The 22,612-nt window shown below is 68.2% G+C and carries 21 protein-coding genes; 12 read left to right on the forward strand and 9 right to left on the reverse strand.

The genetic code is table 11. The features are described 5' to 3' along the window. The first annotated feature begins 16 nt into the window (after positions 1–16). The 3 genes from kasB to G6N46_RS09265 all read left to right on the forward strand — a co-directional run bounded on the left by kasB (position 17) and on the right by G6N46_RS09265 (position 3,540). A complete protein-coding gene (gene kasB, locus G6N46_RS09255) occupies positions 17–1,285 on the forward strand; it encodes a 3-oxoacyl-ACP synthase KasB (protein ID WP_061006270.1) in 1,269 nt (422 codons plus the stop codon). A 56-nt stretch (positions 1,286–1,341) separates the two neighbouring features. Beyond that, entirely contained in the window at positions 1,342–2,769 is a 1,428-nt protein-coding gene (locus G6N46_RS09260; protein ID WP_138248528.1) for an acyl-CoA carboxylase subunit beta, read from the forward strand. A 126-nt stretch (positions 2,770–2,895) separates the two neighbouring features. Beyond that, the gene (locus G6N46_RS09265) at positions 2,896–3,540 is read left to right on the forward strand and encodes a dihydrofolate reductase family protein (RefSeq protein ID WP_138248527.1); all 645 of its coding nucleotides are present in this window, start codon (positions 2,896–2,898) and stop codon (positions 3,538–3,540) included. Positions 3,541–3,550: 10 nt separating this feature from the next. Here G6N46_RS09265 and G6N46_RS09270 read toward each other — a convergent pair whose 3' ends face one another. After that, entirely contained in the window at positions 3,551–4,300 is a 750-nt protein-coding gene (locus G6N46_RS09270; RefSeq protein WP_138248526.1) for an SDR family oxidoreductase, read from the reverse strand. 87 nt (positions 4,301–4,387) lie between these two features. Here G6N46_RS09270 and G6N46_RS09275 point away from each other — a divergent pair, with 87 nt between their 5' ends. Beyond that, positions 4,388–5,269 (forward strand): LysR family transcriptional regulator, encoded by an 882-nt coding sequence (locus G6N46_RS09275; RefSeq protein WP_138248525.1) that lies wholly within the window; start codon positions 4,388–4,390, stop codon positions 5,267–5,269. On the opposite strand, the gene G6N46_RS09280 is transcribed toward G6N46_RS09275, so the two are convergent. From G6N46_RS09280 to G6N46_RS09300, 5 genes are all read right to left on the reverse strand, one after another. Continuing rightward, positions 5,270–6,550 carry an MFS transporter gene (locus G6N46_RS09280; protein WP_138248524.1) on the reverse strand — a complete coding sequence of 427 codons (1,281 nt, stop codon included), beginning with the start codon at positions 6,548–6,550 and terminating at the stop codon, positions 5,270–5,272. A gap of 65 nt (positions 6,551–6,615) precedes the next feature. Next, positions 6,616–7,815 (reverse strand): acyl-CoA dehydrogenase family protein, encoded by a 1,200-nt coding sequence (locus tag G6N46_RS09285; protein ID WP_138248523.1) that lies wholly within the window; start codon positions 7,813–7,815, stop codon positions 6,616–6,618. A 2-nt stretch (positions 7,816–7,817) separates the two neighbouring features. After that, positions 7,818–8,951, reverse strand: coding sequence for an LLM class flavin-dependent oxidoreductase (locus tag G6N46_RS09290; RefSeq protein WP_138248522.1), 1,134 nt, complete (start codon positions 8,949–8,951; stop codon positions 7,818–7,820). A gap of 136 nt (positions 8,952–9,087) precedes the next feature. Next, a complete protein-coding gene (locus G6N46_RS09295) occupies positions 9,088–10,608 on the reverse strand; it encodes a glycerol-3-phosphate dehydrogenase/oxidase (protein ID WP_138248521.1) in 1,521 nt (506 codons plus the stop codon). After that, the gene (locus tag G6N46_RS09300; protein WP_138248520.1) at positions 10,605–11,189 is read right to left on the reverse strand and encodes a TetR/AcrR family transcriptional regulator; all 585 of its coding nucleotides are present in this window, start codon (positions 11,187–11,189) and stop codon (positions 10,605–10,607) included. The genes G6N46_RS09295 and G6N46_RS09300 overlap by 4 nt, the downstream gene beginning before the upstream one ends. Before the next feature lie 50 nt (positions 11,190–11,239). Between G6N46_RS09300 and G6N46_RS09305 the strand changes: the two genes are divergently transcribed. Both G6N46_RS09305 and G6N46_RS09310 read left to right on the forward strand, forming a co-directional pair. Further along, positions 11,240–12,820, forward strand: a complete 1,581-nt coding sequence (locus tag G6N46_RS09305; RefSeq protein WP_138248600.1) for an FAD-binding oxidoreductase — start codon at positions 11,240–11,242, stop codon at positions 12,818–12,820. Further along, the gene (locus tag G6N46_RS09310) at positions 12,817–13,719 is read left to right on the forward strand and encodes a diacylglycerol kinase (protein WP_234880589.1); all 903 of its coding nucleotides are present in this window, start codon (positions 12,817–12,819) and stop codon (positions 13,717–13,719) included. Before G6N46_RS09305 ends, G6N46_RS09310 begins: the two co-directional genes overlap by 4 nt. A 14-nt stretch (positions 13,720–13,733) precedes the next feature. Here the strand turns inward: G6N46_RS09310 and G6N46_RS09315 are convergent, their stop codons facing one another. Beyond that, entirely contained in the window at positions 13,734–14,372 is a 639-nt protein-coding gene (locus tag G6N46_RS09315; RefSeq protein ID WP_138248519.1) for a TetR/AcrR family transcriptional regulator, read from the reverse strand. A gap of 115 nt (positions 14,373–14,487) precedes the next feature. On the opposite strand from G6N46_RS09315, the gene G6N46_RS09320 reads away from it, so the two are divergent. From G6N46_RS09320 to G6N46_RS09330, 3 genes are read left to right on the forward strand one after another with little or no spacing between them, the layout of a single operon-like run. Continuing rightward, positions 14,488–15,372, forward strand: coding sequence for an SDR family oxidoreductase (locus G6N46_RS09320; RefSeq protein WP_138248518.1), 885 nt, complete (start codon positions 14,488–14,490; stop codon positions 15,370–15,372). Next, on the forward strand, positions 15,369–16,283 hold the full coding sequence (locus G6N46_RS09325) for a patatin-like phospholipase family protein (protein ID WP_138248517.1): 915 nt from the start codon (positions 15,369–15,371) through the stop codon (positions 16,281–16,283). The genes G6N46_RS09320 and G6N46_RS09325 overlap by 4 nt, the downstream gene beginning before the upstream one ends. Next, entirely contained in the window at positions 16,283–17,740 is a 1,458-nt protein-coding gene (locus G6N46_RS09330; protein WP_138248516.1) for a flavin-containing monooxygenase, read from the forward strand. The genes G6N46_RS09325 and G6N46_RS09330 overlap by 1 nt, the downstream gene beginning before the upstream one ends. A 94-nt stretch (positions 17,741–17,834) precedes the next feature. Here the strand turns inward: G6N46_RS09330 and G6N46_RS09335 are convergent, their stop codons facing one another. Continuing rightward, positions 17,835–18,350 (reverse strand): DUF3145 domain-containing protein, encoded by a 516-nt coding sequence (locus G6N46_RS09335; protein ID WP_061006284.1) that lies wholly within the window; start codon positions 18,348–18,350, stop codon positions 17,835–17,837. Positions 18,351–18,548: 198 nt separating this feature from the next. Between G6N46_RS09335 and G6N46_RS09340 the strand changes: the two genes are divergently transcribed. Then, a complete protein-coding gene (locus tag G6N46_RS09340) occupies positions 18,549–19,967 on the forward strand; it encodes an NCS2 family permease (RefSeq protein ID WP_138248515.1) in 1,419 nt (472 codons plus the stop codon). On the opposite strand, the gene G6N46_RS09345 is transcribed toward G6N46_RS09340, so the two are convergent. Further along, positions 19,964–20,782, reverse strand: a complete 819-nt coding sequence (locus tag G6N46_RS09345) for a serine hydrolase domain-containing protein (RefSeq protein ID WP_138248514.1) — start codon at positions 20,780–20,782, stop codon at positions 19,964–19,966. The genes G6N46_RS09340 and G6N46_RS09345 overlap by 4 nt on opposite strands. A 112-nt stretch (positions 20,783–20,894) precedes the next feature. Here G6N46_RS09345 and G6N46_RS09350 point away from each other — a divergent pair, with 112 nt between their 5' ends. Together G6N46_RS09350 and G6N46_RS09355 are read left to right on the forward strand one after the other, a co-directional pair. Then, the gene (locus G6N46_RS09350) at positions 20,895–21,983 is read left to right on the forward strand and encodes an S-(hydroxymethyl)mycothiol dehydrogenase (protein ID WP_138248513.1); all 1,089 of its coding nucleotides are present in this window, start codon (positions 20,895–20,897) and stop codon (positions 21,981–21,983) included. Next, complete coding sequence (locus G6N46_RS09355) at positions 21,980–22,603, forward strand: MBL fold metallo-hydrolase (protein ID WP_138248512.1); 624 nt, start codon at positions 21,980–21,982, stop codon at positions 22,601–22,603. The genes G6N46_RS09350 and G6N46_RS09355 overlap by 4 nt, the downstream gene beginning before the upstream one ends. The last annotated feature ends 9 nt before the right edge of the window (positions 22,604–22,612 follow it).

The following is a 22,612-nucleotide window of genomic DNA, read 5'->3' on the forward strand; positions in this document are numbered from 1 at the left end:
GGGACATTGAGCAGTAATGGCAGGGGTAACCGCACAGAGGTTGTCAACGGGGAATGGTCTCCCCAATGTGGTCGTCACTGGCGTAGCCATGTCGACTGCCCTGGCGACCGACGCCGAAACCACATGGCAGAAGCTCCTTGACGGACAGAGCGGGATTCGTCTTCTCGAAGATGACTTCATCGAGAAGTACGACCTCCCCGTCCGTATCGGTGGGCATCTGCACGAGGATTTCGAAAGTGAACTGACGCGGGTCGAACTGCGTCGGCTGTCATATCTGCAGAAAATGTCGACGGTCATCGGCCGGCGAGTCTGGGAAAACGCAGGCTCGCCGGACGTTGATCCCCGACGACTGATGGTGTCGATCGGCACCGGCCTCGGCTCGACCGAGGAACTGGTCTTCGCCTACGACGGCATGCGCGAGCGCGGCCTGCGAGCGGTTTCGCCGCTGGTCGTGCAGATGTACATGCCCAACGGGGCGGCGGCCGCTGTCGGACTGGAGCGCAAGGCCAAGGCCGGGGTGTCCACCCTGATCTCGGCCTGCGCGTCCGGTTCGGAAGCCATCGCCAACGCCTGGCGCCAGCTGGTGCTGGGCGAGGCCGACGTCGCCATCGCCGGTGGCGTCGAAACCAAGATCGAGGCAGTGCCGATCGCCGGGTTCGCCCAGATGCGCATCGTGCTGTCCAACACCAACGACAACCCGGCCGGTGCCTGCCGCCCGTTCGACCGCGACCGCAACGGCTTCGTGTTCGGTGAGGGTGGCGCCATGCTGGTGCTCGAGACCGAGGAACACGCCAAGGCCCGCGGCGCCAACATCCTGGCCCGCCTCATGGGCGCCAGCGTCACCTCGGACGGCTACCACATCGTGGCCCCGGACCCCAACGGCGAACAGGCCGGCTACGCCATGACCCGGGCGATCGAGCTCGCCGGTCTGGCGCCGTCCGACATCGACCACGTCAACGCGCACGCGACCGGCACCAGCGTCGGTGACGTCGCCGAGGGCGTGGCCATCAACAACGCCATGAAGGGCCACCGCCCCGCGGTGTACGCCCCCAAGTCCGCTCTGGGCCACTCGGTGGGTGCGGTTGGTGCGGTGGAGTCCATCCTCACCGTGCTCGCGCTGCGCGACGGCGTAATTCCGCCCACACTGAACCTGGAAAACCTGGATCCGGAGATCGATCTGGATGTGGTCTCCAAGGCTCCGCGGCAGGGCGACTACAAGTACGCGATCAACAACTCGTTCGGGTTCGGCGGACACAACGTCGCACTCGTATTCGGCCGGTACTGAGCGACCCCGGAAAACACAGCGCAGACCCCGGTGTGCGAGATCAAGGAGATTAGAAAATGACGACCCTGGCACCTGAGGCGACGGCCGCCGAATCACTTGATCCTCGCGACCCGCTGCTGCGGCTCTCGACCTTCTTCGACCCGGGCAGCGTCAAGCCGCTGCACGAGCGCGACAAGTCGGGCGTCCTGGCCGCCTCCGGCACCGTCAACGGCGTGCACACCATCGCGTTCGCCACCGACGGCACCGTCATGGGTGGCGCCATGGGCGTCGACGGCTGCGCGCACATCGTCCGCGCCTACGACACCGCCATCGACGAGCAGGCCCCCATCGTGGGCATCTGGCACTCCGGTGGTGCCCGCCTCGCCGAGGGTGTGCGCGCGCTGCACGCGGTCGGCCAGGTCTTCGAGGCCATGATCCGGGCCTCGGGCTACATCCCGCAGATCTCGCTGGTCGTCGGCTTCGCCGCCGGTGGTGCCGCCTACGGCCCCGCACTGACCGACGTCATCGTCATGGCCCCCGAGGGTCGCGTCTTCGTCACCGGCCCGGACGTCGTCCGCAGCGTCACCGGTGAGGACGTCGACATGGTCTCGCTCGGCGGCCCCGACACCCACCACAAGAAGTCGGGTGTGTGCCACATCGTCGCCGACGACGAGCTCGACTGCTACGAGCGTGGCCGTCGCCTGGTCGGCCTGTTCAGCCAGCAGGGTCACTTCGACCGCACCAAAGCCGAGGCCGGCGACACCGACATCAAGGCCCTCATGCCCGAGTCCGCGCGTCGTGCCTACGACGTGCACCCGATCGTCGAGGCGCTGCTCGACGAGGGCGTGCCGTTCGAAGAGTTCCAGTCCAAGTGGGCGCCGTCCATCGTGGTCGGCCTGGGCCGCCTCGCCGGTCGCTCCGTCGGCGTCATCGCCAACAACCCGCTGCGGCTGGGCGGCTGCCTGAACTCCGAAAGCGCCGAGAAGGCAGCGCGTTTCGTGCGCCTGTGCGACGCCTTCGGCATCCCGCTGATCGTGCTGGTCGACGTCCCCGGCTACCTGCCCGGCGTGGACCAGGAGTGGGGCGGCGTCGTGCGCCGTGGCGCCAAGCTGCTGCACGCCTTCGGTGAGGCCGAGGTCCCGCGCGTCACCCTGGTGACCCGCAAGATCTACGGCGGCGCGTACATCGCGATGAACTCGCGGTCGCTGGGCGCCTCGAAGGTGTTCGCATGGCCGGACGCCGAGGTCGCCGTCATGGGCGCCAAGGCCGCCGTCGGCATCCTGCACAAGCGCAAGCTGGCCGCCGTCGAGGACGCCGCCGAGCGTGAGGCCCTGCACGAAGAGCTCGCCCTTGAGCACGAGCGCATCGCCGGTGGCGTCGACTCGGCCATCGAGATCGGTGTGGTCGACGAGAAGATCGACCCGGCCCACACCCGGTCGAAGATCACGCAGGCCCTCGCCGAGGCCCCGGCCCGCCGCGGTCGCCACAAGAACATCGCGCTGTAGTTCGTTCGCGACTCACGCAAAACTGCCCCTTTTCGTTGGAAAAGGGGCAGTTTTGCGTTCCCCCGCAAGCGGGAGGTGCCCCCACCGTCGCGATGAGTTTCGGTAACCACGGAGGTCAACACGTCCATGACGCAACTGGTGAAAGTGCAGAACTTCAACGTCTCGGCGGACGGCTTCGGCGCCGGTGTCGGGCAGAGCTTCGAGCGACCCTTCGGTCACGCCGACCCGAGCACCATGTTCGCCTGGGCCGGCGCCACCGCCAGCTGGCCCAACCGCACCGATCCGGGCGGCACGCGCGGCCTCGATGACCACCTCGTGCGCGACTTCCACCACAACATCGGCGCAGAGATCATGGGCGCGGGCAAGTTCAGCCCCTACCGCGGGCCGGCCCGGCTCGACTGGCAGGGCTGGTGGGGCGACGAACCCCCGTTCCACACCCCGGTTTTCGTGATGACGCACCACGTGCGGCCGTCGTTCACGTTGTCGGACACCACGTTCCACTTCGTCGACGCAGCACCGGCCGAGGTGCTGGCGCAGGCGCGGGAGGCCGCGCAGGGCAAGGACATCCGCATCGGCGGCGGAGCGACGATCGTCCGGGCGTTCCTCGACGCCGATCTCATCGACACCCTGCACATCGTGGTGTCCCCCACCGTGACGCTCGGCGAGGGCTCACGGCTCTGGGAGTCCCCCGACGAGCTGCTCGACCGGTACCACTGCGACGTGGTGCCCAGTTCCAGCGGCGTCATCCACCACTTGTTCTGGCGCCGCTGAGCTTTCGCGCCTACCGGGTGGTGTAGCCGCCGTTGGCGAAAATGGTCTGACCGGTGATCCAGTGGCCTTCGCCGGCCAGGAACACGACCAGCGGGGCGATGTCCTCGATGAGGGTCAGCCGGCCGCCCATCGCCTGCGACTTGTGGAACTCCACCCGCTCCGGGGTCTCCTGGCCGTAGAAGAACGGCGTGTCCATGGGCCCGGGACCGACGTTGTTGACGTTGATGCCGCGTGTCGCGAACTCTTTCGCGGCGGCGCGGGTGAAGTGCTCGACGGGGCTCTTCGCGCCGGCGTAGGTGCTGTAACCGTCGGTGAAGGCCGCGAGCAGCGCCGTCACGATGGTGATCACCGATCCGCCGTCGTTGAGCCGGCGGCCGGCCTGCTGCAGGAAGAAGTACGCGGCCTTGGCGTTGATGTCGAACATCGAATCGTATTCGGCCTCAGTCGTTTCCACGATCGGCTTGCGCAGCACCTTGCCGACGGTGTTGATCGCGATGTCGACGCCGCCGAACGCCCCGACTGCCGCGTCGAACAGCTTCTCCACGTTGCCGGGCACGGTGAGGTCACCCTGGACCTTGATGGCCTTGGCGCCGGCGGCCTCGACGGCGGCGACGGTCTGGTCGGCGTCGGCCTCGGTCGCGGCGCTGTTGTAGTGCACGGCGATGTTGACGCCGCGCGCGCCGAGGGTGGTGCTGATCAGGCCGCCCAGGTTCTTGGCTCCGGCGGCGACGACTGCTGACTTACCTTCGAGATTGCTCATGACGCCCACGCTAGCCACTGCCAACCACAATTAGAAACGAAAGTTTTCTACCTATCCACAACCAACAGTTGTCGATAGGGTGGGTGCATGACCCGGCCGTATCCCGACCTGCGGAGGCTGCAGCACTTCCTCGCGGTCGCCGACGCCGGCGGCTTCACCCGTGCCGCGGACCAGCTGCACCTGAGCCAGCAGGCCCTCAGCAGCTCGATCCGGCAGCTCGAAAAAGAGCTGGGCGCAACGCTTTTCGATCGTGACGGCCGTCGGGTCAGCTTGACGCCGGCGGGCCGGCAACTGCACAGCGATGCGCGCACGCTTCTCGCCGCCGCCCACACCGTCACCGACCACGTGCAGCGCGCGGCCAGCGCCGCACGCGAGAACTACGTCGTCGGGCATACCCCCGCGCTCGAGAGCGTCGAGGCGTACGCGCTGTTGGAGCCGGTGATCGACGCCTTCGCCGACGTGTCCTTCACGTTCCGCCAGATGTTTCCGGACCAGCTGTCTCCCGCGCTCCTCGACGGGTCGATCCAGCTCGCACTGCGCCGCGGCGTGGTGCCGGACCGCGACCTCGCCACCGCGGTACTGGGTTACCACGAGGTGCGCGTGGCGGTGCTGAGTTCGCATCCGCTGGCCCGACGCGACACCGTCGACCTCACCGATCTGACCGACGAACGGATCGCGCTCTGGGCACCGCCGGGCGCGTCGTACTACAGCGACCTCCTGCTGGGCGCCTGTCGCCGAGCCGGATTCGAGCCGGACTACGTCGTCAGCCGCGTGCAGGGCGCCGCCACGGTGGCCGCGCCGTTGACGACGGGAGCGGTGGCGTTCGTGACGCATCCGGTGGGGCCGGTGCTGGACGGCCGGGTGACGGTCGTCGACCTCCAGCCGCCACTACTCGTCCCGGTGCAGGCCATGTGGCAGCGGCATACGCGGTCGCCGATCCGGGACCTGCTGCTCGCTCAGCAGGGATAGTCAGGCGCGCGCCACCAGAGCCTCGTCGGCGAGGTCGTCGAGCTCCTTGCCCTTGGTCTCGGGCCCGAACAGGTAACCGATCACGGTCAGCAGCCAGATCGCGGACAGCGCCAGATAGGGCGTCTGCACACCGTAATGGCCGATGGCCCAGCCGACGACGGTCGGCGCGGCGATCGACACGATGCGACCGCCGCCGACGGCGACACCAAATCCGGTGCCGCGCAGCACTGTTGGAAACAGCTCGGAGATGTACGCGTCACCGACGCCCCACAGCCAGCCCAGGGTGGCGATGGAGATGGCGCCGTAGACCTGGTATTCGGCCAGCGAATCCGAGGTGGCCGCCAGGATCGCGGACCCGGCCTCGATGACGGCGCCGAGAATCGCCGACGGGCGGCGGCCGAACCGGTCGGCCAACGCGGTGCCGATGAAGACGAAGACGACCTGAAGCAGGAAGAACAACAGGGCATAACGAATGGCGTCGGTGGTGGACGCATGGAATCGCTTGACGATGTACGTGGTGAGAAACAGGGTCGAGCCCCAGTAGCCGACCGCGTTGGCCGTGTAGATCAGCCAGCCCACGATCAGCCGCCGCCGTACGCCGGGGAGCTGCCACAGTTTCGTCCGCGGGATGCCGTCCCGCTTCCGGGCCTCTTTCACCTCGGTGTAGCGGGGTGATTCCGTAATGCCCTGGCGGACAAGGAACAAGATGATGGCCGGGACGATGGCCACGATGAACGACGACTGCCAGCCGAACCGTGGCACCAGCACCAGCGCGACGGCAGCCGCGAGGACGTAACCGAGCGAGAACAGCGAGAAGATCACCCCGCCCACCCCGATGGCGCGGGTCTTGGTCGGCCACACCTCGGCGGTGTAGGGCGCGCCCACCGCCAGTTCGCCGGCCCCACCCACGCCGGTGAGGAAGCGCAGGCCGGTGAATGCGGCCAGGTTGGTGGTGATGCCGGCCAATGCGGTGGTGATGCCATACAACAGGATTGACGCACCGAGCGTGGTCTTGCGTCCCCAGCGGTCGGCGGCGATACCGAAACCGATGGTGCCGATGGTGTAGCCGACCAGGAAGATCGACCCGATGTACCCGGCCTGGGCCTCGGTGATCTGCAGGGTCTTCTTGATCTCGGGCAGGACGAGGCCGTAGATGTTCACCGCATAGGAGTCGAAGCCATATCCGAGCCCCGCCGTCACCGCCACGAACAGCGCCGGTCTGAACGGCTGTGACTTCGGCGGGGGCGAATCGACTTGTGCCTCTTCCAGATTGGCAGTCATCAGTCGACGGTATCGGGCCCCCGGCAGCGTCCGAACATTCAGAATCCGCCGGATCGCAAGTGCATTCAGATCTGACCGTGATTCGGCGGGGCCACGCCGGAGAGTTCCCACGCGCCGATGTGGTGGTACTTCCAGTCGACGGGGTCGTGCACGCTGTGGGTCCGCGCGTTCCGCCAGTGCCGGTCGAGGTCGTAGCGGCGGTCGGTTCCGCTCGCGCCGGTCAGCGCGAAGATCTGGCTGGCGACATCGACGGCCACGTCACTGGCGAAGGCTTTGGCCTGCGCGACCGCTATCGAGCCGCGCGCGGCCGCGTCGGGATCGGTGACGTCGAGGCCGATGTCTTCGAGTTCTTCTGCGGCCCAACGCAAGAGCTGAGTGGACGCCCGTGTGCGGGTGGCGAGTTGGCCGAATCGCAACAGGACGTGTGGATCGTCGCCGGCGGCGGTGGCCCCGCCATGACGCACCGCCTCGAAGAACGGGCGGCTGCGGGTGCGGACGAACTCGGCGGCGTCGGCCAGGGCGCCTTCGGCGATACCGGCTTCGATGGCCGTGTGGACGAGCTGGGCGCGGGCGCCGAGCAGTTGCGGCTTCTCGAATGCCGACCAATAGGGCAGGACCAGGTCGCCGTCGACGGCGACGCCATCCAACGTCGTGGTGCCACTCACCGTCGAGCGCTGCCCCATGGCGGCCCAGTCTTCGTCGATCGTCACGCCGGGTGCGTCGCGTTCGACGAACGCCAGCACGAGACGATCCTCTGGATCGAGCGCGCTGACCGCCAGCCACTGTGACGTGATAGCGCCGGTGCAGTAGTACTTGATGCCGTCGAGTCGCCACCGCGCGCCGTCGCGGATCAGGCGCGTCTTGAGGTCTTGGGCATGATGACCACCACGCTCGGCGAGCACCGGACCGATGCGCGCACCGTCGACGACAGCGGGCAGGATGCGGGCCCGCTGCAGTGGGGTGCCGAGGAGGCGCAGGATGTCCACGGCCAGATAGTGACCCTGCGGCGTCTGTGCAAGGGCCGGGTCGGCCGCCGCGACGATCCTGATGACCTCGGCCAGCGTCCGAGGTCCGAGTCCGTCTCCCCCGTCATCGATCGGCACCGTGACGGCCGGCAGCCCCAGGCTGTCGAACTCGGCCACTTCGGCGCGGGGTACCGCGCCGGCCCGATCACGTTCTGCCGCACCGGGCTTCACCGAAGCCGCGAATTCTTCCGCGGCCGCGACGACGTGCGCGTGGGTTCGGGGAACCCGGGTGCGCACCATGGTCAGGAGCGCCGATCAGCGAGCAGCCCACGCTCCGCCAGGATGGGGACGACGCCCTCGCCGAAGGTGAAGGCCTCTTCCAGATGTGGATATCCGGACAGGATGAACTCGTCGAGGCCCAGCTCGTGGTATTCGGCGATGCGGTCGGCGACCTGCTGATGACTGCCGACCAGCGCGGTGCCGGCGCCGCCGCGGACCAGTCCGATACCGGCCCACAGATTGGGCGACACCTCCAGGTTGTCGGTCCGTCCGCCATGCAGGGCGGACATCCGACGCTGACCCTCCGACTGCGAATTGCGCTGTATCTGCTGGGCACGGTTGATGCTCTCGGGGTCCAGGCCGGCCAGCAGCTTGTCGGCCTGCGCCCACGCCTCCTCTTCGGTGGGGCGGCTGATGACGTGCAGCCGAATCCCGAACCGCAATTCTCCCGCCGCCCGTCGCGCGCGGCCCAGGTTCTTGACCTGGTGCCGCACGGCGTCGAGCTTCTCGGCGACCTGGGCGGGCGGCTCACCCCACGTGAGGTACACGTCGGCGTGTTCGGCGGCCACTTCCAGTGCTTCGGCCGAGGAGCCGCCCAGATAGATGTCGGGCCACGTCTCGGCGGGGATGATCGTCGAGTTCTCCACCGACAGGTGCTTGCCGGTGAAGGTGACCGGCTCGCCGGACCACAGCTGCCGGAAGATGGTGAGGAACTCGGCGGCCCGCTCGTAGCGCTCGGATTTGCCGAGGTAGTCGCCGAAGCGGCGCTGCTCGACATCGTCGCCGCCGGTGACCACGTTGAGCAGCAATCGATTCCGCGAGATGCGCTGGTACGTGGCGGCCGCCTGGGCGACGAGGGTCGGGGCCTGCAGCCCCGGCCGGAACGCCACGAGGTACTTGAAGTGTTCGGTCCGCTGGGTCAGTGCGGCCGTGAACACCCAGGCGTCCTCACACCAGCTGCTGGTGGGGGTCAGCGCCCCCGTGAACCCGAGCTTCTCCGCGGCGCCGGCCACCAGACTGAGGTAGTCGAGGTCGGGCACCCGATCCGCGCCGAAGGCGTCTGCCCGGCTGCCTGCGCCTCCGACCGCGTTGCCGAGACTCAGGTCGGTGCGCGAGTCACCATTGGTCGGCAGGAACCAGTGCAACGTGATGGCCATCAGCGAAATGTAGAGGCAAGCACTGCCACCGGACACCGCCATCGAATCTGTTGCGGCGGCCGCAATGGGCGTGACCACCGGACGTGGCTGTGATTCCGTCAGAATCATGCTGATTCCAACGCGCGCACTTCGGCGGCTAGATGAAATCCTGCGCCACGGCAGCGACGCGCTCGCGGTCGGCGTCGACCAACCCGATCCGGGTCCGACGATCCAGGATGTCGTCGGCGGTGAGCGCACCTTCGTGCGTGACGGCGTATTCGAATTCGGCGCGGGTGACGTCGATTCCGTCGGCCACCGGCTCGGTGGGCCGGTCACAGGTCGCAGCGGCGAACACGTTGGGCGCCTCCGCGCCGTAACGCGCGACCAATGACTCCGGCAGCGCTGCAACATGATCCACCGACACCGGGTTCTCCGGAGCCCCGACCAGGGGCAGATTGCGAGTCCGGCACTCCCCCGCGCCGAGGTCACGCAGCGCCACCGCCTGGTTCAGCACATCCTCTGCCATGTAGCGGTATTCGGTGAGCTTGCCGCCGATGACACTGAGCAGCCCGCTGCCCGACTCGACGACAGCGTGATCGCGGGAGACGTCGGCGGTGTTGCCCTCGCCGGTGTCGATCAGCGGCCGCAGCCCGGCGTAGGCACCACGCACATCGTCGGGCCCCAGGCTCGTCGCCAGTGCGGTGTTGACGGTGTCCAGCAGGAACGTGATCTCGGCCGGAGTCGGTTGCGGCACATCGGGAATGGGGCCGGGCGCGTCCTCGTCGGTGAGTCCGAGGTAGACGCGGCCGAGCTGTTCGGGCATGGCGAAGATGAACCGGTTGAGCGCGCCGGGGATCGGAACCGTCAGGGCCGCAGTCGGATTGCCGAACGCCGCGGCATCGAACACCAGGTGGGTGCCGCGGCTGGGCCGCAGCTTGATGGCGCCGTCGACCTCGCCGGCCCACACGCCGGCGGCGTTGATCACCGCGCGCGCGGTCAGGTCGAAGGACTCGCCGGTGAGCTGGTCGGTGAGCCGCACCGACGTGCCGGTCGCGTCGGAGGCCGCCGTCCGGGTGAGGATGCGGGCGCCGTGCTGCGCGGCGGTGCGCGCCACCGCGGTGACCAGACGGGCATCGTCGATCAACTGGCCGTCGTAGGCGAGCAGCGCGCCGCCGAGTCCGTCGCGGCGGACCGCGGGCACCAATTCGGCGGCGCGGGCCGCATCGACACGACCCGACCGCGGCAGGACCGCGGCCGACGTGCCGGCCAGCCGGCGCAGGCCGTCGCCGGCGATGAAGCCCGTGCGCACCAAAGCCCTTGAGGCCCTGTTCATCTCGGGCAGCAACGGCACCAACTGCGGCATGGCGTGTACCAGGTGCGGGGCGTTGCGGCTCATCAGGATGCCGCGCTCGATGGCGCTGCGCCGGGCGATCCCGACATTTCCGGTCGCCAGGTAGCGCAGGCCGCCATGCACGAGTTTGGAACTCCACCGGCTGGTGCCGAACGCCAGGTCGTGTTTCTCGACGAGCACCGTCGACAGTCCGCGCGTTGCGGCGTCCAGCGCGATGCCCACGCCGGTGATGCCGCCGCCGATGACGACGACGTCGACGGTCTCGCCGTCGGCCAGGGCCGTCAACTCGGCGCTGCGACGGGCGGCGTTGAGGGCACTGGTGGTCATGGCTTGAGGTATCCGTTCAGGGAGTGAGCAAGTTCGATGTCCAGCGCGGCGACGTCGAGGACGGGCGCGACCATCTGCGCCGACTGGATGGCCGACTGGACGATCAGCAGGCACATGGCGGCGAGTTGCCTGGGATCGCCGGGACGGACGCTGCCGTCGGTCTGCGCCGTGGCGAGCGCGCCGGCCAGCACTTCCAGCAGGATCTGCTGGCTGGTACCCATCCGTTGGGAGATGTACACCATCGCCAGGGCGGGTGCGCTGCTCAGGACGGACATGATGACCTCGTCGTCACGCAGCCGCTCCGCCATGCCGACCATTCGTTCGACGATCGCCTCACGGTCGGTGCCGGCGACGGCAACCTCGTTGAGGGAGTTGGTGATTCGTGCCGTCAGCAGTGCCGCGAGGATCGCCTGGGTGTCCGGCCAGCGCCGGTACACCGTCGGCCGGCTGACGCCGGCGCGGCGTGCGATCTCGGCCAGCGTCACGCGATCCACCCCGAAGGCGATCACGCAGTCGGCCGCAGCGTCGATGATTCGGGCATCCAGAGGATCCCGAGCTTCATCGTTACTGATTGACATCATGTGTAATACTGTAACGCATGACCGCGACACGTGACCACCTCGAACCGCCGATGAAGTGGAACGCCTGGGGTGACCCCGCTGCAGCCAAGCCCCTGTCCGATGGCATCCGCGGCCTGCTGACCGCAGCCCTGGGCATCGACGCGGCCCCGGTGACCGAGCTCGAGGCCGACCAGGTCACGTTGCGCCCGTCGGCCCTGGCGGACGCCGACCGCGTCGCGCTCGCAACGATCGTCGGTGACGAGTTCTGCCGCACCGACGATCACAACCGCCTGCTGCGGGCCGGTGGCAAGTCGACGCTGGACCTGTTGCGCCGCAAGGACACCGGCGAGCAGGACGCGCCGGACGCGATCCTGCTGCCGGGCTCCGAGGACGAGATCGCCCAGGTGCTTCAGTACTGCACCGAACACCGCATCGCGGTCGTCCCGTTCGGCGGTGGCACCAGCGTGGTCGGCGGACTCGACCCGATCCGAAACGGTTTCAGCGCCGTCGTGTCGCTGGACCTGCGCCGCCTGGACCGACTCGTCGCCCTCGACAAGGAATCCGGCGAGGCCGAACTCGAGGCCGGCGTCACCGGCCCGCAGGCCGAGAAACTCCTTGGTGCCGAGGGCTTTTCGCTCGGCCACTTCCCGCAGAGCTTCGAATTCGCGACCATCGGCGGGTTCGCCGCGACGCGGTCGTCGGGCCAGAACTCGGCGGGCTACAACCGGTTCGACGACATGGTGCGCGGGCTCACCGTCGTCACTCCGGCGGGCGTCCTCGATCTGGGCCGCGCCCCGGCGTCGGCGGCCGGCCCCGACCTGCGGCAGCTGATCGTCGGCTCGGAGGGCACCTTCGGCGTCATCACCCGGGTCCGGTTGCGCGTGCACCCCGTGCCCGAGACCACGCGCTACGAAGCCTGGTCGTTCCCCGACTTCGCCACCGGCGCAGCGGCTCTGCGGGCCGTCGTGCAGACCGGCACCGGACCGACCGTCATCCGACTCTCCGACGAGGTCGAGACCGGCATCAACCTGGCCACCACCGAGAGCATCGGCGAGCAGACCATCACCGGCGGCTGTCTGGCCATCACGCTGTTCGAAGGCACGGCCGCCCATACCGCGAGCCGTCACGACGAAACCCGCGCCCTGCTGGCCGCCCAGGGTGGCACGTCGCTCGGCGAGGCCCCGGCCCGTGCCTGGCAGCACGGCCGGTTCGGCGCCCCGTACCTGCGTGACTCGCTGCTGACGGCCGGCGCGCTGTGCGAGACCCTCGAGACCGCGACGACGTGGTCCAACGTGCCGGCGCTGAAGGCAGCCGTCACCGAGGCGCTGACGACGTCGTTGCGGGAAAGCGGCACCCCGGCACTGGTGATGTGCCACATCTCGCACGTCTACCCCACCGGCGCCTCGCTGTACTTCACGGTCGTCGCCGGCCAGCGCGGCAATCCCATCGAGCAGTGGCGCGCGGCGAAAACCGCCGCGTCCGAGGCGATGGTGCGCTGCGGAGCCACCATCACCCACCACCACGCCGTCGGCGCCGACCACAAGCCATGGATGACGGCCGAGGTCGGCGACCTCGGCGTCGAGGTGCTGCGCGCCGTCAAGAACGTCCTCGACCCCGGCGGAATCCTCAACCCTGGCAAGCTGATCCCGTGACAGGCACCCTGCGGCGAGTCACCCTGCTGACCAACCCCGCATCCGGCCAGGGACGGGGCTCGGCGGCGGCGCAGCGCGCCGTCGCCCGGCTGCAACGCCGCGGCGTCGACGTCGTCGAGCTGATCGGGTCCGACGCCGCCCATGCCCGTCGGCTGCTCGACGAGGCACTCCAACACGGCACCGATGCCGTGGTGGTCGCCGGCGGCGACGGCATCATTTCCCTTGCACTGCAGGCACTTGCGCAGGGCGACGTGCCGCTGGGGATCATCCCCGCCGGCACCGGCAACGACCACGCCCGCGAGTTCGGGATTCCGCGGGACGACCCGGAAGCCGCCGCGGACATCATCGCGACGGGCCGTACCCGCACCATCGACCTGGGCCGGATCGAGGGCGCCGACGGCACCGTGCGCTGGTTCGGCACCGTGATGTCGGCAGGATTCGACTCGCTGGTCACCGATCGCGCCAACCGGATGACGTGGCCGCGGGGCCGGATGCGCTACAACGCGGCGATGCTGGTGGAACTGTCGCAGTTGCGGCTGCACACGGCGCGGGTCAGTTTCGACGGTGGTCCCGAGCAGGAAATACCCGTGACGCTGGCGACTTTCGGCAACGGCAAGAGCTATGGCGGGGGCATGCTGATCTGCCCTGGCGCCGACCTGGGCGACGGCCTGTTGGATGTCACGATGGCAGCCTCGGAATCGCGGCTCAAGTTGGTCCGCCTGTTTCCGACGGTCTTCAAGGGCACGCACGTCCACCTCGACGAGGTGACCACGCGGCGGGCCCGCACCGTCACGATCGATGTGCCCGGGATAAACGCCTATGCCGATGGCGAATTCGTGTGCCCGTTGCCGGTGACGGTGTCCGCGGTGCCGGATGCGTTGCGGGTTCTCGTTCCCTAGCCTGGCCGCGGTCTTCAGTCCTGCGTAGCCGCAAGCAGCGCAAGCAGATTCATCAACCGGGTGATGGCGCCGGTGACCGGCCTCGCCGGCAGTGTCGGGTCGACGGCACGTTGAATCCCCAGCCCGATGCCGGCGCTCAGGAACAGATTGCCGATGTCGTCGAAGCTGTCGATCACTCCGGCGGCAACCATCTGCTCTTCACCGAGCCCCAAATCGACCGCGAGCGAACGCAATACGTCGACGACCATCTGGGCCGCTTCGTTGCGTAGGTCCGTGACCATCTGCCCCAACTCGGGATCGTTGCGTGACAGCACCACGAATTCGAGTTCCAGCATGGTCCAGCCCACATCGCCCGCGGTGCGTTCGATCCACGCATTCACCGCCTCGACGCGGCTCGCCACGTCGGCATCCGACATCGCCAGCTCGGACATCTCGGAGAACTTGTCGCGGTGGATGGCCTCGAGCACTTCCCGGCACAAGACCGGCTTGCTGCCGAAGTTCGAATACACCGCACCCTTGCTGTAGCCGGCGTCGTCGGCGATGTCCTCGAGGCTGGTGGACGCATACCCATGCTTGAGAAACCGCGCCTTCGCCGCGTCGAGCAGTTCGGCGCGCGTCTGCTCCTGACGCTGCACCCTGGTCAATCGCGGCATGCGTCGATATTAGTCGGTTGCGATACCCCGGGTACTAGCTTTACTCGGAGAATTCGGATACCGTGGGTATTCGAATGAGCCGGCAAGGCTCCTACCAGCAGATTCGAGGCTATCGATGCAGCTAGCACGACGTTCCATCTCACTCGACGGAGCCACCGTCGTCATCACCGGAGGCGCGAGGGGCATCGGCGCAAAGACCGCCGAGTTGTTCGCGCAGCACGGCGCCACCGTGTGGATCGGCGACATCGACGCCGACATCGCGGAACAGACGGCCCGCAGAATTCCCCGCTGTCGCAGCGCGCGCCTCGACGTCACCCGGCGCGACTCCTGGGACCAGTTCGTCGGGCAGGTGCTGAAGGAATCCGGCCGTATCGACGTCCTCATCAACAACGCCGGCGTGATGCCGCTGGGCGCTTTCGAGTCCGAAGCCGAGGCCACGACCGACCTGATCCTCGACGTCAACGTCCGGGGCGTCCTGAATGGCATGCGGGCGGTGATCCCACTGATGATCACGCGCGGCAGCGGCCACGTCGTGAACATCGCGTCGATGGCGGGCATGATCCCCGTCCCCGGCATGGTCACCTACAACGCCAGCAAGTTCGCCGCGGTCGGCGCGTCCCTCGCCGCGCGGAACGAGTACGCCGGAACGGGTGTCACCGTGTGCGCGGTGCTGCCGTCGGCGGTCCGCACCGAACTCTCCTCCGGCGTTCAACTCGGCGGTGGCATGCCGACCGTCGATCCTGAAGATGTCGCGCAGGCGGTGCTGAAGACGTTGCGCACCAAGGCCGCCCGTACCTCGGTACCCGAATGGGTGGCACCGGGCTGGGCGCTGGTCGACGCGCTGGTCCCGGAGTTCGTCCAACGCGCGGCGCGCTCGCTCATCGACGACCGCCGCGCCCTGACCGCGCTGGACCCGGTCGGCCGATCGGCCTACCTGGACCGGATCGAGCGGCAGACGAAAGACCATGACGCCGAGTCGAACTCGGACGCACAACGATGAAGCGGGCACTGGTCATCGGCTGCGGCGGGACCATCGGCGGCGCCTGGATCGTCGCGGCCCTGCACGCCCTGCAGGAGCAGACGGGCTGGGACCCGCGGGAAGCCTCCGTGTTGCAGGGCACGTCGGCGGGCGCCGAGATCGTCACGATGCTCGGCGGCGGCGCGTCCGTCGACGACCTGGTGGCGATGCACCGCGGCACCAGTACCGATGAGCGCCTGATCCGGCACGTCGAGGCCACGCCGCCGAGCCTGCCACCACTGCCGTCGCTCCGGTTTCTGAACCCGGCACTCCTGCGCAGCCAAACAGGCCTGGCCGCCGCCACCGGGATCGCCCCGACCGGCCGTGCCGACGCAACATGGCTGCAGCGCTTGGCATCTGGCTTCGCCGACGCCGCCGGCTGGGTACCACACCCCGGCGCGCGCATGGTGGCATTCGACTACCAGCGGGGCGAGCGCGTGGCATTCGGCGCACCCGGTGCACCGAAAGCCACTGCGGGCGAGGCACTCCGGGCATCGTGGGGGGTGCCCGGCTGGATGCCTCCGGTCAGCATCGGCGACCGCAGGTTCGTCGACGGCGGCGCCGCGTCCACCGCGTCGGTCGACCTCATCAGCCACGACGATGCCGACCTGATCTACGTCATCACCCCGATGGCCTCCGAAAGTGGCGTTCGCGCACCCGGATTGGGCGGCATCCTCGAAGACCGGTTACTCCGCCGTCCGATGTCGAAGGTGCTGGATGCCGAGATCGCCACCGCGCGGGCTCGCGGCATCGAGGTCGTGGTGATCCAACCGGACGCCGACGATCTGGCCGGCCTGGGCGCCAACTTCATGCTGCGCAGCAAGCGGCGCGCGGCGTTCGAATCCGCCATGACCACCGCACCGAAGACGGTGCGTCGAGCTTGGGAGTCCTGATGAGCAAACGTGATCCGCGCATCGTCATCATCGGCGCCGGCGTCGCCGGGATCGCCTCCGCATACACCTTCCAGCAGGCCGGGTTCACCAACTTCACCATCCTGGAGAAGGGTTCGGACGTCGGCGGGGTCTGGCACTGGAACCGCTACCCCGGGCTGACGTGTGATGTGCCGTCGCACATCTACCAGTTCGCCTTCGCCCCCAAGCCCGACTGGAGCCACATCTGGGCGGGCGGCGAGGAGATTCAGGAGTATCACCGCGACGTCGTCGAGCGGTTCGGCCTCGACAACCACCTGCGGCTGGGCACCGAAGTCACGGCGCTGCACTACGACCAGGACGCCCACACCTGGACCGTCACGACCGAGAATGACACACTGACAGCCGATTTCGTCATCTGCGCCACCGGCGTGCTGCACCACCCGTTCACGCCGGACATCCCCGGCATGGACTCCTTCGAGGGCACCGTCGTGCATACCGCGCGGTGGGACCCCGAGCTGGAGACCGCGGGCAAGCGCATCGCCGTGATCGGCACCGGATCGACCGGCGTGCAGGTGGTTTCGGCACTACAGCCGCAAGCCGGCAAGTTGCTGCACTTCGCCCGGTCCCCGCAGTGGATGCTGTGGGCACCGATGAAGCTGCCACAGCTGAGTGCCGTCACCGCCCTGCTGCGGGCCATGCCGCAGCTGTATCAGACTGTCGCCGAGCGCATTCCGCTGTGGGGCTCGAGCGTTCTCGTCGATATCGTGACCAAGCCGACGTGGCGCCGCAAGCTGGTGCAGCAGTACGCCCGGCTGAGTCTGCGGGCCCAGGTCCGCGACCCGAAGTTGCGTGCCGCACTGACCCCCGACTACCAGCCGCTGTGCAAACGGCAGGTGCTCTCGGGTACGTACTACCGGGCGATCAAGGCCCCCAACGCCCAGCTGGTCACCGATCGCATCGCCGAGTTCACGCCCACCGGCATCCGCACCGCGGAGGGCGAGCACCACCGGATCGATATCGCCGTGCTGGCCACCGGTTTTCAGGCGCACAACTACATGCGTCCGATGCAGGTGGTGGGCCGCGACGGCGTCACGCTGGACGACGCATGGGTCAAGGGCCCCCGCGCCTACCGGATGACCGCGATTCCGGGCTTCCCGAATCTGTTCACAGTGCTCGGCCCGAACTCGCCGACCGGATCCATCTCGCTGCAGTACACCGCCGAACTCACCGCGCGGTACATCGTGAAGTGGCTCGAACGATTCGAGCGCGGCGAGATCGACGAAGTCGAGGTGACCGAGGCGGCCACCGACGAATTCAACGCCGCGGCAGTCGAAGCCATGGAGCCGACGGTGTGGAACACCGGTTGCAATTCCTGGTACTTCAGCGAAGGCGGCACCATCGACCTGTGGCCGTTCGACGTCGCCACCATCACCCGGATGCTGAGCGAGCCCGAGCCGGAGCACTACCGGGTCAGCTGAGCCGAACGGGCTCAGCACCGCCGAACGTGAGCTTGTGTGCCAAATCCATCGCAGGATTGACACACAAGCTCATGTTCGACGGATCAGCGTCGAGCTACCCGACGCCCCGGTTGAGCCAGCTGACTTCGCCGACCTCGGCGCCGCCGCCGCGGTAGGGCTCCAGAGCCTCGTCCCAGGCGGTGCCCAGGACGGTGTCGAGTTCAGCGGCGAGCATGTCGGCGCCGCCTTCCATCAAGGTGCGCAGGCGCTGTTCGCCGACCATGGTGTCACCGTTGGCGCTCATCGAACCGCTCCACAGGCCCAGGGTCGGGGTGTGGCACCAGCGGTGCCCGTCGACGCCGGCGCTCGGGTCCTCGGTCACCTCGAAGCGCAGCACCGACCACGAGCGCAGTGCGCTGGCGAGCTGGGCTCCGGTGCCGACGGGCCCCATCCAGTTGGTGATGGCGCGCAACTGACCGGGCATGGCAGGTTGGGGCGTCCACTTGAGGTTCGCCCGCGCCGACAGAGTCGACGAAAGTGCCCACTCCACATGCGGGCATACCGCCGCGGGAGAGGCATGGATATACACCACGCCCGTCGTCGCGTCGGCGAGTTGGTTCGACGCACGCATAATCTGCTCCTTCAGCTCCACGAGGGACGTCTTCCCCAACGACCTGGTGTTGCTGAAATGTTGCAGATGTTTAGTGCGTGTCTATTGTGCCGCGTGAGACCCCTGTTGCGCTAGTCTGTCGCGCAATCTCTCAGGACGGCCTCAGAATCGGCGTCGTGTGTTGGCGCGGAGTGTCGGCTCGCCATCTATCTTCTAACCGTGACTGCCCTGGACCGGTTCTTCGAGATCTCCGCACGCGGCTCGACCGTCGCCGCTGAACTGCGCGGCGGCGCGGTGACCTTCATCGCGATGGCGTACATCATCGTGCTGAACCCCATCATCCTGTCGAGCACGGCAGACATCGCCGGGCACAAGCTCCCTTTCGGTCAGGTCTCCGCGGTGACATCGCTGGCGGCCGGCGCCATGACGATCCTGTTCGGTGTCGTCGCCCGTCTCCCCTTCGCGTTCGCGGCCGGGCTCGGCATCAACTCGTTCCTCGCCAGCTCCGTGGTGGGCGTCCTGACCTGGCCCGAAGCCATGGGCCTGGTGGTCATCGAAGGCCTCATCATCGTCGCGATGGCCGTCACCGGCTTGCGGCGCATGATCTTCGACGCCGTGCCCATGCCGCTGAAGCTGGCCATCACTGCGGGTATCGGGCTGTTCATCATGTTCATCGGCCTGGTCAACGCCGGCTTCGTCGCGTCGACGGGGCATCCGTCGCCGCCGCTGGGTCTGGGCGCCGGTGGCACCGGCTCGGTCCGCGCGATCCCCACCCTGGTGTTCGTGTTCACCCTGTTGACCTCGGGTGTCCTGGTGGCCCGCAAGGTGCGCGGCGGCATCCTCATCGGCCTCATCTCGGGGACCGCGCTGGCCGCCATCATCGAGGCGATCTGGCACCTCGGCTCGGCAACCGAGAAGCCCGGCGGCTGGAGCCTGTCCGTCCCGACGCTGTCCGGTTCCCCGTTCGCGGTGCCCAACCTGTCCCTGATCGGGCACGTGGACTTCGGCAGCTTCGGCCGGATCGGCGCCATCGCCGCGCTCATGCTGGTGTTCACGCTGTTGTTCACCAACTTCTTCGACGCCATGGGCACCATGACGGGCCTGTCCCGGCAGGCCGGCCTGTCCGACGAGCACGGCAATTTCCCGCGCCTGCAGTCCGCGCTGGTGATCGAGGGCACCGGCGCCGTGGTCGGTGGCGCCGTGTCGGCATCGTCCAACACGGTGTTCGTCGAATCGGGCACGGGCATCGGTGAAGGTGCCCGCACCGGTCTGGCCAGCCTGGTGACCGGTGGATTGTTCCTGGCCGCAATGTTCTTGACGCCGCTGACGGAGATCGTGCCCACCGAGGTCGCGGCCGCCGCGCTGGTGATCGTCGGCACCCTGATGGTCTCGGTGCTCCGCGAGATCGACTTCTCCGACTTCTCGGTGGCCCTGCCGGTGGTGCTGACGGTGGCCGTCATGCCGCTGTCCTACTCGATCGCCAACGGCATCGGCGTCGGCTTCATCGCGTGGGCCGTCCTGCGCGCGGCGTCGGGCCGCATCAAGGAGATCAGCCCGCTGCTGTGGGTCGTCGCCGCCGGGTTCCTGCTGTTCTTCGCCCGCGGCTGGATCGACAGCATGATCGGGGTCGTCCGCTAGGCGAACTCGCGGACGACGGCGGCGGACACTTCCGGCCATACGGCGTGCGTCCAGTCCCCGAAATCGCGGTCCGTCAGCACGATCAGCGCGAGGTCCGCCTCCGGATCGACCCAGAGGAACGTCCCCGACTGACCGAAATGCCCGAACGTCCGGCCCGAGTTGGCCGCGGCCGTCCAGTGCGGGTGCTTGCCGTCCCGAATCTCGAAACCCAGGCCCCAGTCGTTCGGGCGCTGCGATCCGAATCCCGGCAGCACGCCGTCGAGGCCCGGGAAATGCACCGAGATCGCGGCGGCGTGCATGGGTGTCGACACCAGAGCCGGACGCAGCAGATCACCGGCGAACGCGGCGAGGTCGGTCACGGTGGACCACGCGCCGTAGCCGGCGGTTTCGGCCGCACCCGGCAGATCGGAATCGCTCATCCCCAACGGCTCGAAAACCGCTTCGCGCAGGTACTGCGCGAACTCGATGCCGGACTCGTGCTGCAGCACCTGAGCCAGCACCGCAAATCCGGCATTCGAGTAGATGCGCCGCGTGCCGGGCGCCGCGATGGCGTCGGGCGTCTGCATCGCCAGACCCGAGGCGTGCGCAAGCAGGTGGCGCACCGTCGACCCGGGCGGGCCGGCCGGGGTGTCCAGCTCGACGACGCCCTCTTCGATCGCGATCTGTGCGGCGCGTGCCACCAGCGGCTTGGTCACCGATGCGAGCCGGAACGCGCGGTCGACGGGTCCGCGCGTGGCGAGCACACCGGCAGGTGACACCACCGCGGCCGCGGCGTTCGGTACCGGCCAGGAATCCAGCAGCTCGAGAGCGGTCACGCCCACGACCCTGTCACATATCGCAGCGCCGGTGGGCACAGGCCGGGACCGGTTAATCAGACATTTGTATGGACACCATTCCAACTCTTCCCGGAGGCATTAGGTTATAGCCATGAGTCAGACAGTGCGTGGTGTGATTTCCCGGGCCAAGAAGCAGCCCATCGAGCTCGTCGACATCGTCATCCCCGATCCCGGACCCGGTGAGGTCGTCGTGGACATCATCGCCTGCGGCGTGTGCCACACCGACCTCACCTACCGCGAAGGCGGCATCAACGACCAGTACCCCTTCCTGCTCGGCCACGAAGCCGCCGGCACCGTCGAGTCGGTCGGCGACGGTGTCACCCACGTCGCGCCCGGTGACTTCGTCATCCTCAACTGGCGCGCCGTGTGCGGCGAATGCCGCGCCTGCAAACGCGGCCGCCCGCACCTGTGCTTCGACACCTTCAACGCCACCCAGAAAATGACCCTCACCGACGGCACCGAACTCACCCCCGCCCTGGGCATCGGCGCCTTCGCCGACAAAACCCTCGTACACGAACGCCAGTGCACCAAAGTCGATCCCGAAGCCGACCCCGCCGTCGCCGGCCTGCTGGGCTGCGGCGTGATGGCCGGCATCGGCGCCGCCATCAACACCGGCGCCGTGACCCGTGATGACACCGTCGCGGTCATCGGCTGCGGCGGCGTGGGCGATGCCGCCATCGCCGGGGCGGCCCTGGTCGGCGCCAAACGCATCATCGCCGTCGACACCGACACCAAGAAGCTGCACTGGGCCCGCGAATTCGGCGCCACCCACACCATCAACGCCCGCGACCTCGACGCCGTCGAGACCATCAAGGACCTCACCGACGGCTTCGGCGCCGACGTCGTCATCGACGCCGTCGGCCGCCCCGAAACCTGGAAGCAGGCCTTCTACGCCCGCGACCTCGCCGGAACCGTTGTCCTCGTGGGTGTTCCGACACCGGACATGACCCTCGAGATGCCGCTGATCGACTTCTTCTCCCACGGCGGGTCCCTCAAGTCCTCCTGGTACGGCGACTGCCTGCCCGAGCGCGACTTCCCCACCCTCATCAGCCTGTACCTGCAGGGCCGGCTGCCGCTCGAGAAATTCGTCACCGAGCGCATCGGGCTCGACCAGATCGAAGACGCCTTCCACAAAATGCACAGCGGCGAGGTCCTGCGCTCGGTGGTGGTCCTCAAGTGAGTGCCATTCAGCGGGTCGTCACCAGCGGCACCTTCAGCCTCGACGGCGGCACCTGGGACGTCGACAACAACATCTGGCTCGTGGGCGACGAGAACGACGTCGTCGTGTTCGACGCCGCCCACACCGCGGCACCCATCATCGAGGCGGTGAACGGCCGCAACGTCGTCGCCGTCGTCTGCACCCACGGTCACAACGACCACATCACCGTCGCCCCGGAACTGTCCACGGCCCTCGACGCGCCCGTGCTGCTGCACCCCGCCGACGACATGCTGTGGCGAGATGTCCACCCGGACAGCCCATTTCACACCGTGGGCGATGACCAGGTGCTCAGCGTCGGCGGGCTGGAGATCAAAGCCATACATACGCCCGGGCACTCCCCCGGCTCGGTGTGCTGGCACATCCCCGAGCTCGGCGCGGTGATCTCCGGCGACACCCTGTTCCACGGCGGACCGGGTGCCACCGGCCGCTCGTACTCGGACTTCCCGACCATCCTGGCGTCGATTTCCGAGAAGCTCGGCAAGCTGCCCGGCGACACCGTCGTCTACACCGGCCACGGCGACACCACCACCATCGGCGGCGAGCTGGTCAACTACGACGACTGGGTGGCTCGCGGCAGCTGAGCTGCCAAT

The organism is Mycolicibacterium phocaicum (assembly GCF_010731115.1).
Lineage (GTDB): Bacteria > Actinomycetota > Actinomycetes > Mycobacteriales > Mycobacteriaceae > Mycobacterium > Mycobacterium phocaicum.

Bases quoted from the DNA above. Each gene is read 5' to 3' on its own strand.
- kasB (WP_061006270.1), top strand. From the start codon at position 17: ATGGCAGGGGTAACCGCACAGAGGTTGTCAACGGGGAATGGTCTCCCC.
- G6N46_RS09260 (WP_138248528.1), top strand. From the start codon at position 1,342: ATGACGACCCTGGCACCTGAGGCGACGGCCGCCGAATCACTTGATCCT.
- G6N46_RS09265 (WP_138248527.1), top strand. From the start codon at position 2,896: ATGACGCAACTGGTGAAAGTGCAGAACTTCAACGTCTCGGCGGACGGC.
- G6N46_RS09270 (WP_138248526.1), bottom strand. From the start codon at position 4,300: ATGAGCAATCTCGAAGGTAAGTCAGCAGTCGTCGCCGCCGGAGCCAAG.
- G6N46_RS09275 (WP_138248525.1), top strand. From the start codon at position 4,388: ATGACCCGGCCGTATCCCGACCTGCGGAGGCTGCAGCACTTCCTCGCG.
- G6N46_RS09280 (WP_138248524.1), bottom strand. From the start codon at position 6,550: ATGACTGCCAATCTGGAAGAGGCACAAGTCGATTCGCCCCCGCCGAAG.
- G6N46_RS09285 (WP_138248523.1), bottom strand. From the start codon at position 7,815: ATGGTGCGCACCCGGGTTCCCCGAACCCACGCGCACGTCGTCGCGGCC.
- G6N46_RS09290 (WP_138248522.1), bottom strand. From the start codon at position 8,951: ATGGCCATCACGTTGCACTGGTTCCTGCCGACCAATGGTGACTCGCGC.
- G6N46_RS09295 (WP_138248521.1), bottom strand. From the start codon at position 10,608: ATGACCACCAGTGCCCTCAACGCCGCCCGTCGCAGCGCCGAGTTGACG.
- G6N46_RS09300 (WP_138248520.1), bottom strand. From the start codon at position 11,189: ATGATGTCAATCAGTAACGATGAAGCTCGGGATCCTCTGGATGCCCGA.
- G6N46_RS09305 (WP_138248600.1), top strand. From the start codon at position 11,240: ATGAAGTGGAACGCCTGGGGTGACCCCGCTGCAGCCAAGCCCCTGTCC.
- G6N46_RS09315 (WP_138248519.1), bottom strand. From the start codon at position 14,372: ATGCCGCGATTGACCAGGGTGCAGCGTCAGGAGCAGACGCGCGCCGAA.
- G6N46_RS09320 (WP_138248518.1), top strand. From the start codon at position 14,488: ATGCAGCTAGCACGACGTTCCATCTCACTCGACGGAGCCACCGTCGTC.
- G6N46_RS09325 (WP_138248517.1), top strand. From the start codon at position 15,369: ATGAAGCGGGCACTGGTCATCGGCTGCGGCGGGACCATCGGCGGCGCC.
- G6N46_RS09330 (WP_138248516.1), top strand. From the start codon at position 16,283: ATGAGCAAACGTGATCCGCGCATCGTCATCATCGGCGCCGGCGTCGCC.
- G6N46_RS09335 (WP_061006284.1), bottom strand. From the start codon at position 18,350: ATGCGTGCGTCGAACCAACTCGCCGACGCGACGACGGGCGTGGTGTAT.
- G6N46_RS09350 (WP_138248513.1), top strand. From the start codon at position 20,895: ATGAGTCAGACAGTGCGTGGTGTGATTTCCCGGGCCAAGAAGCAGCCC.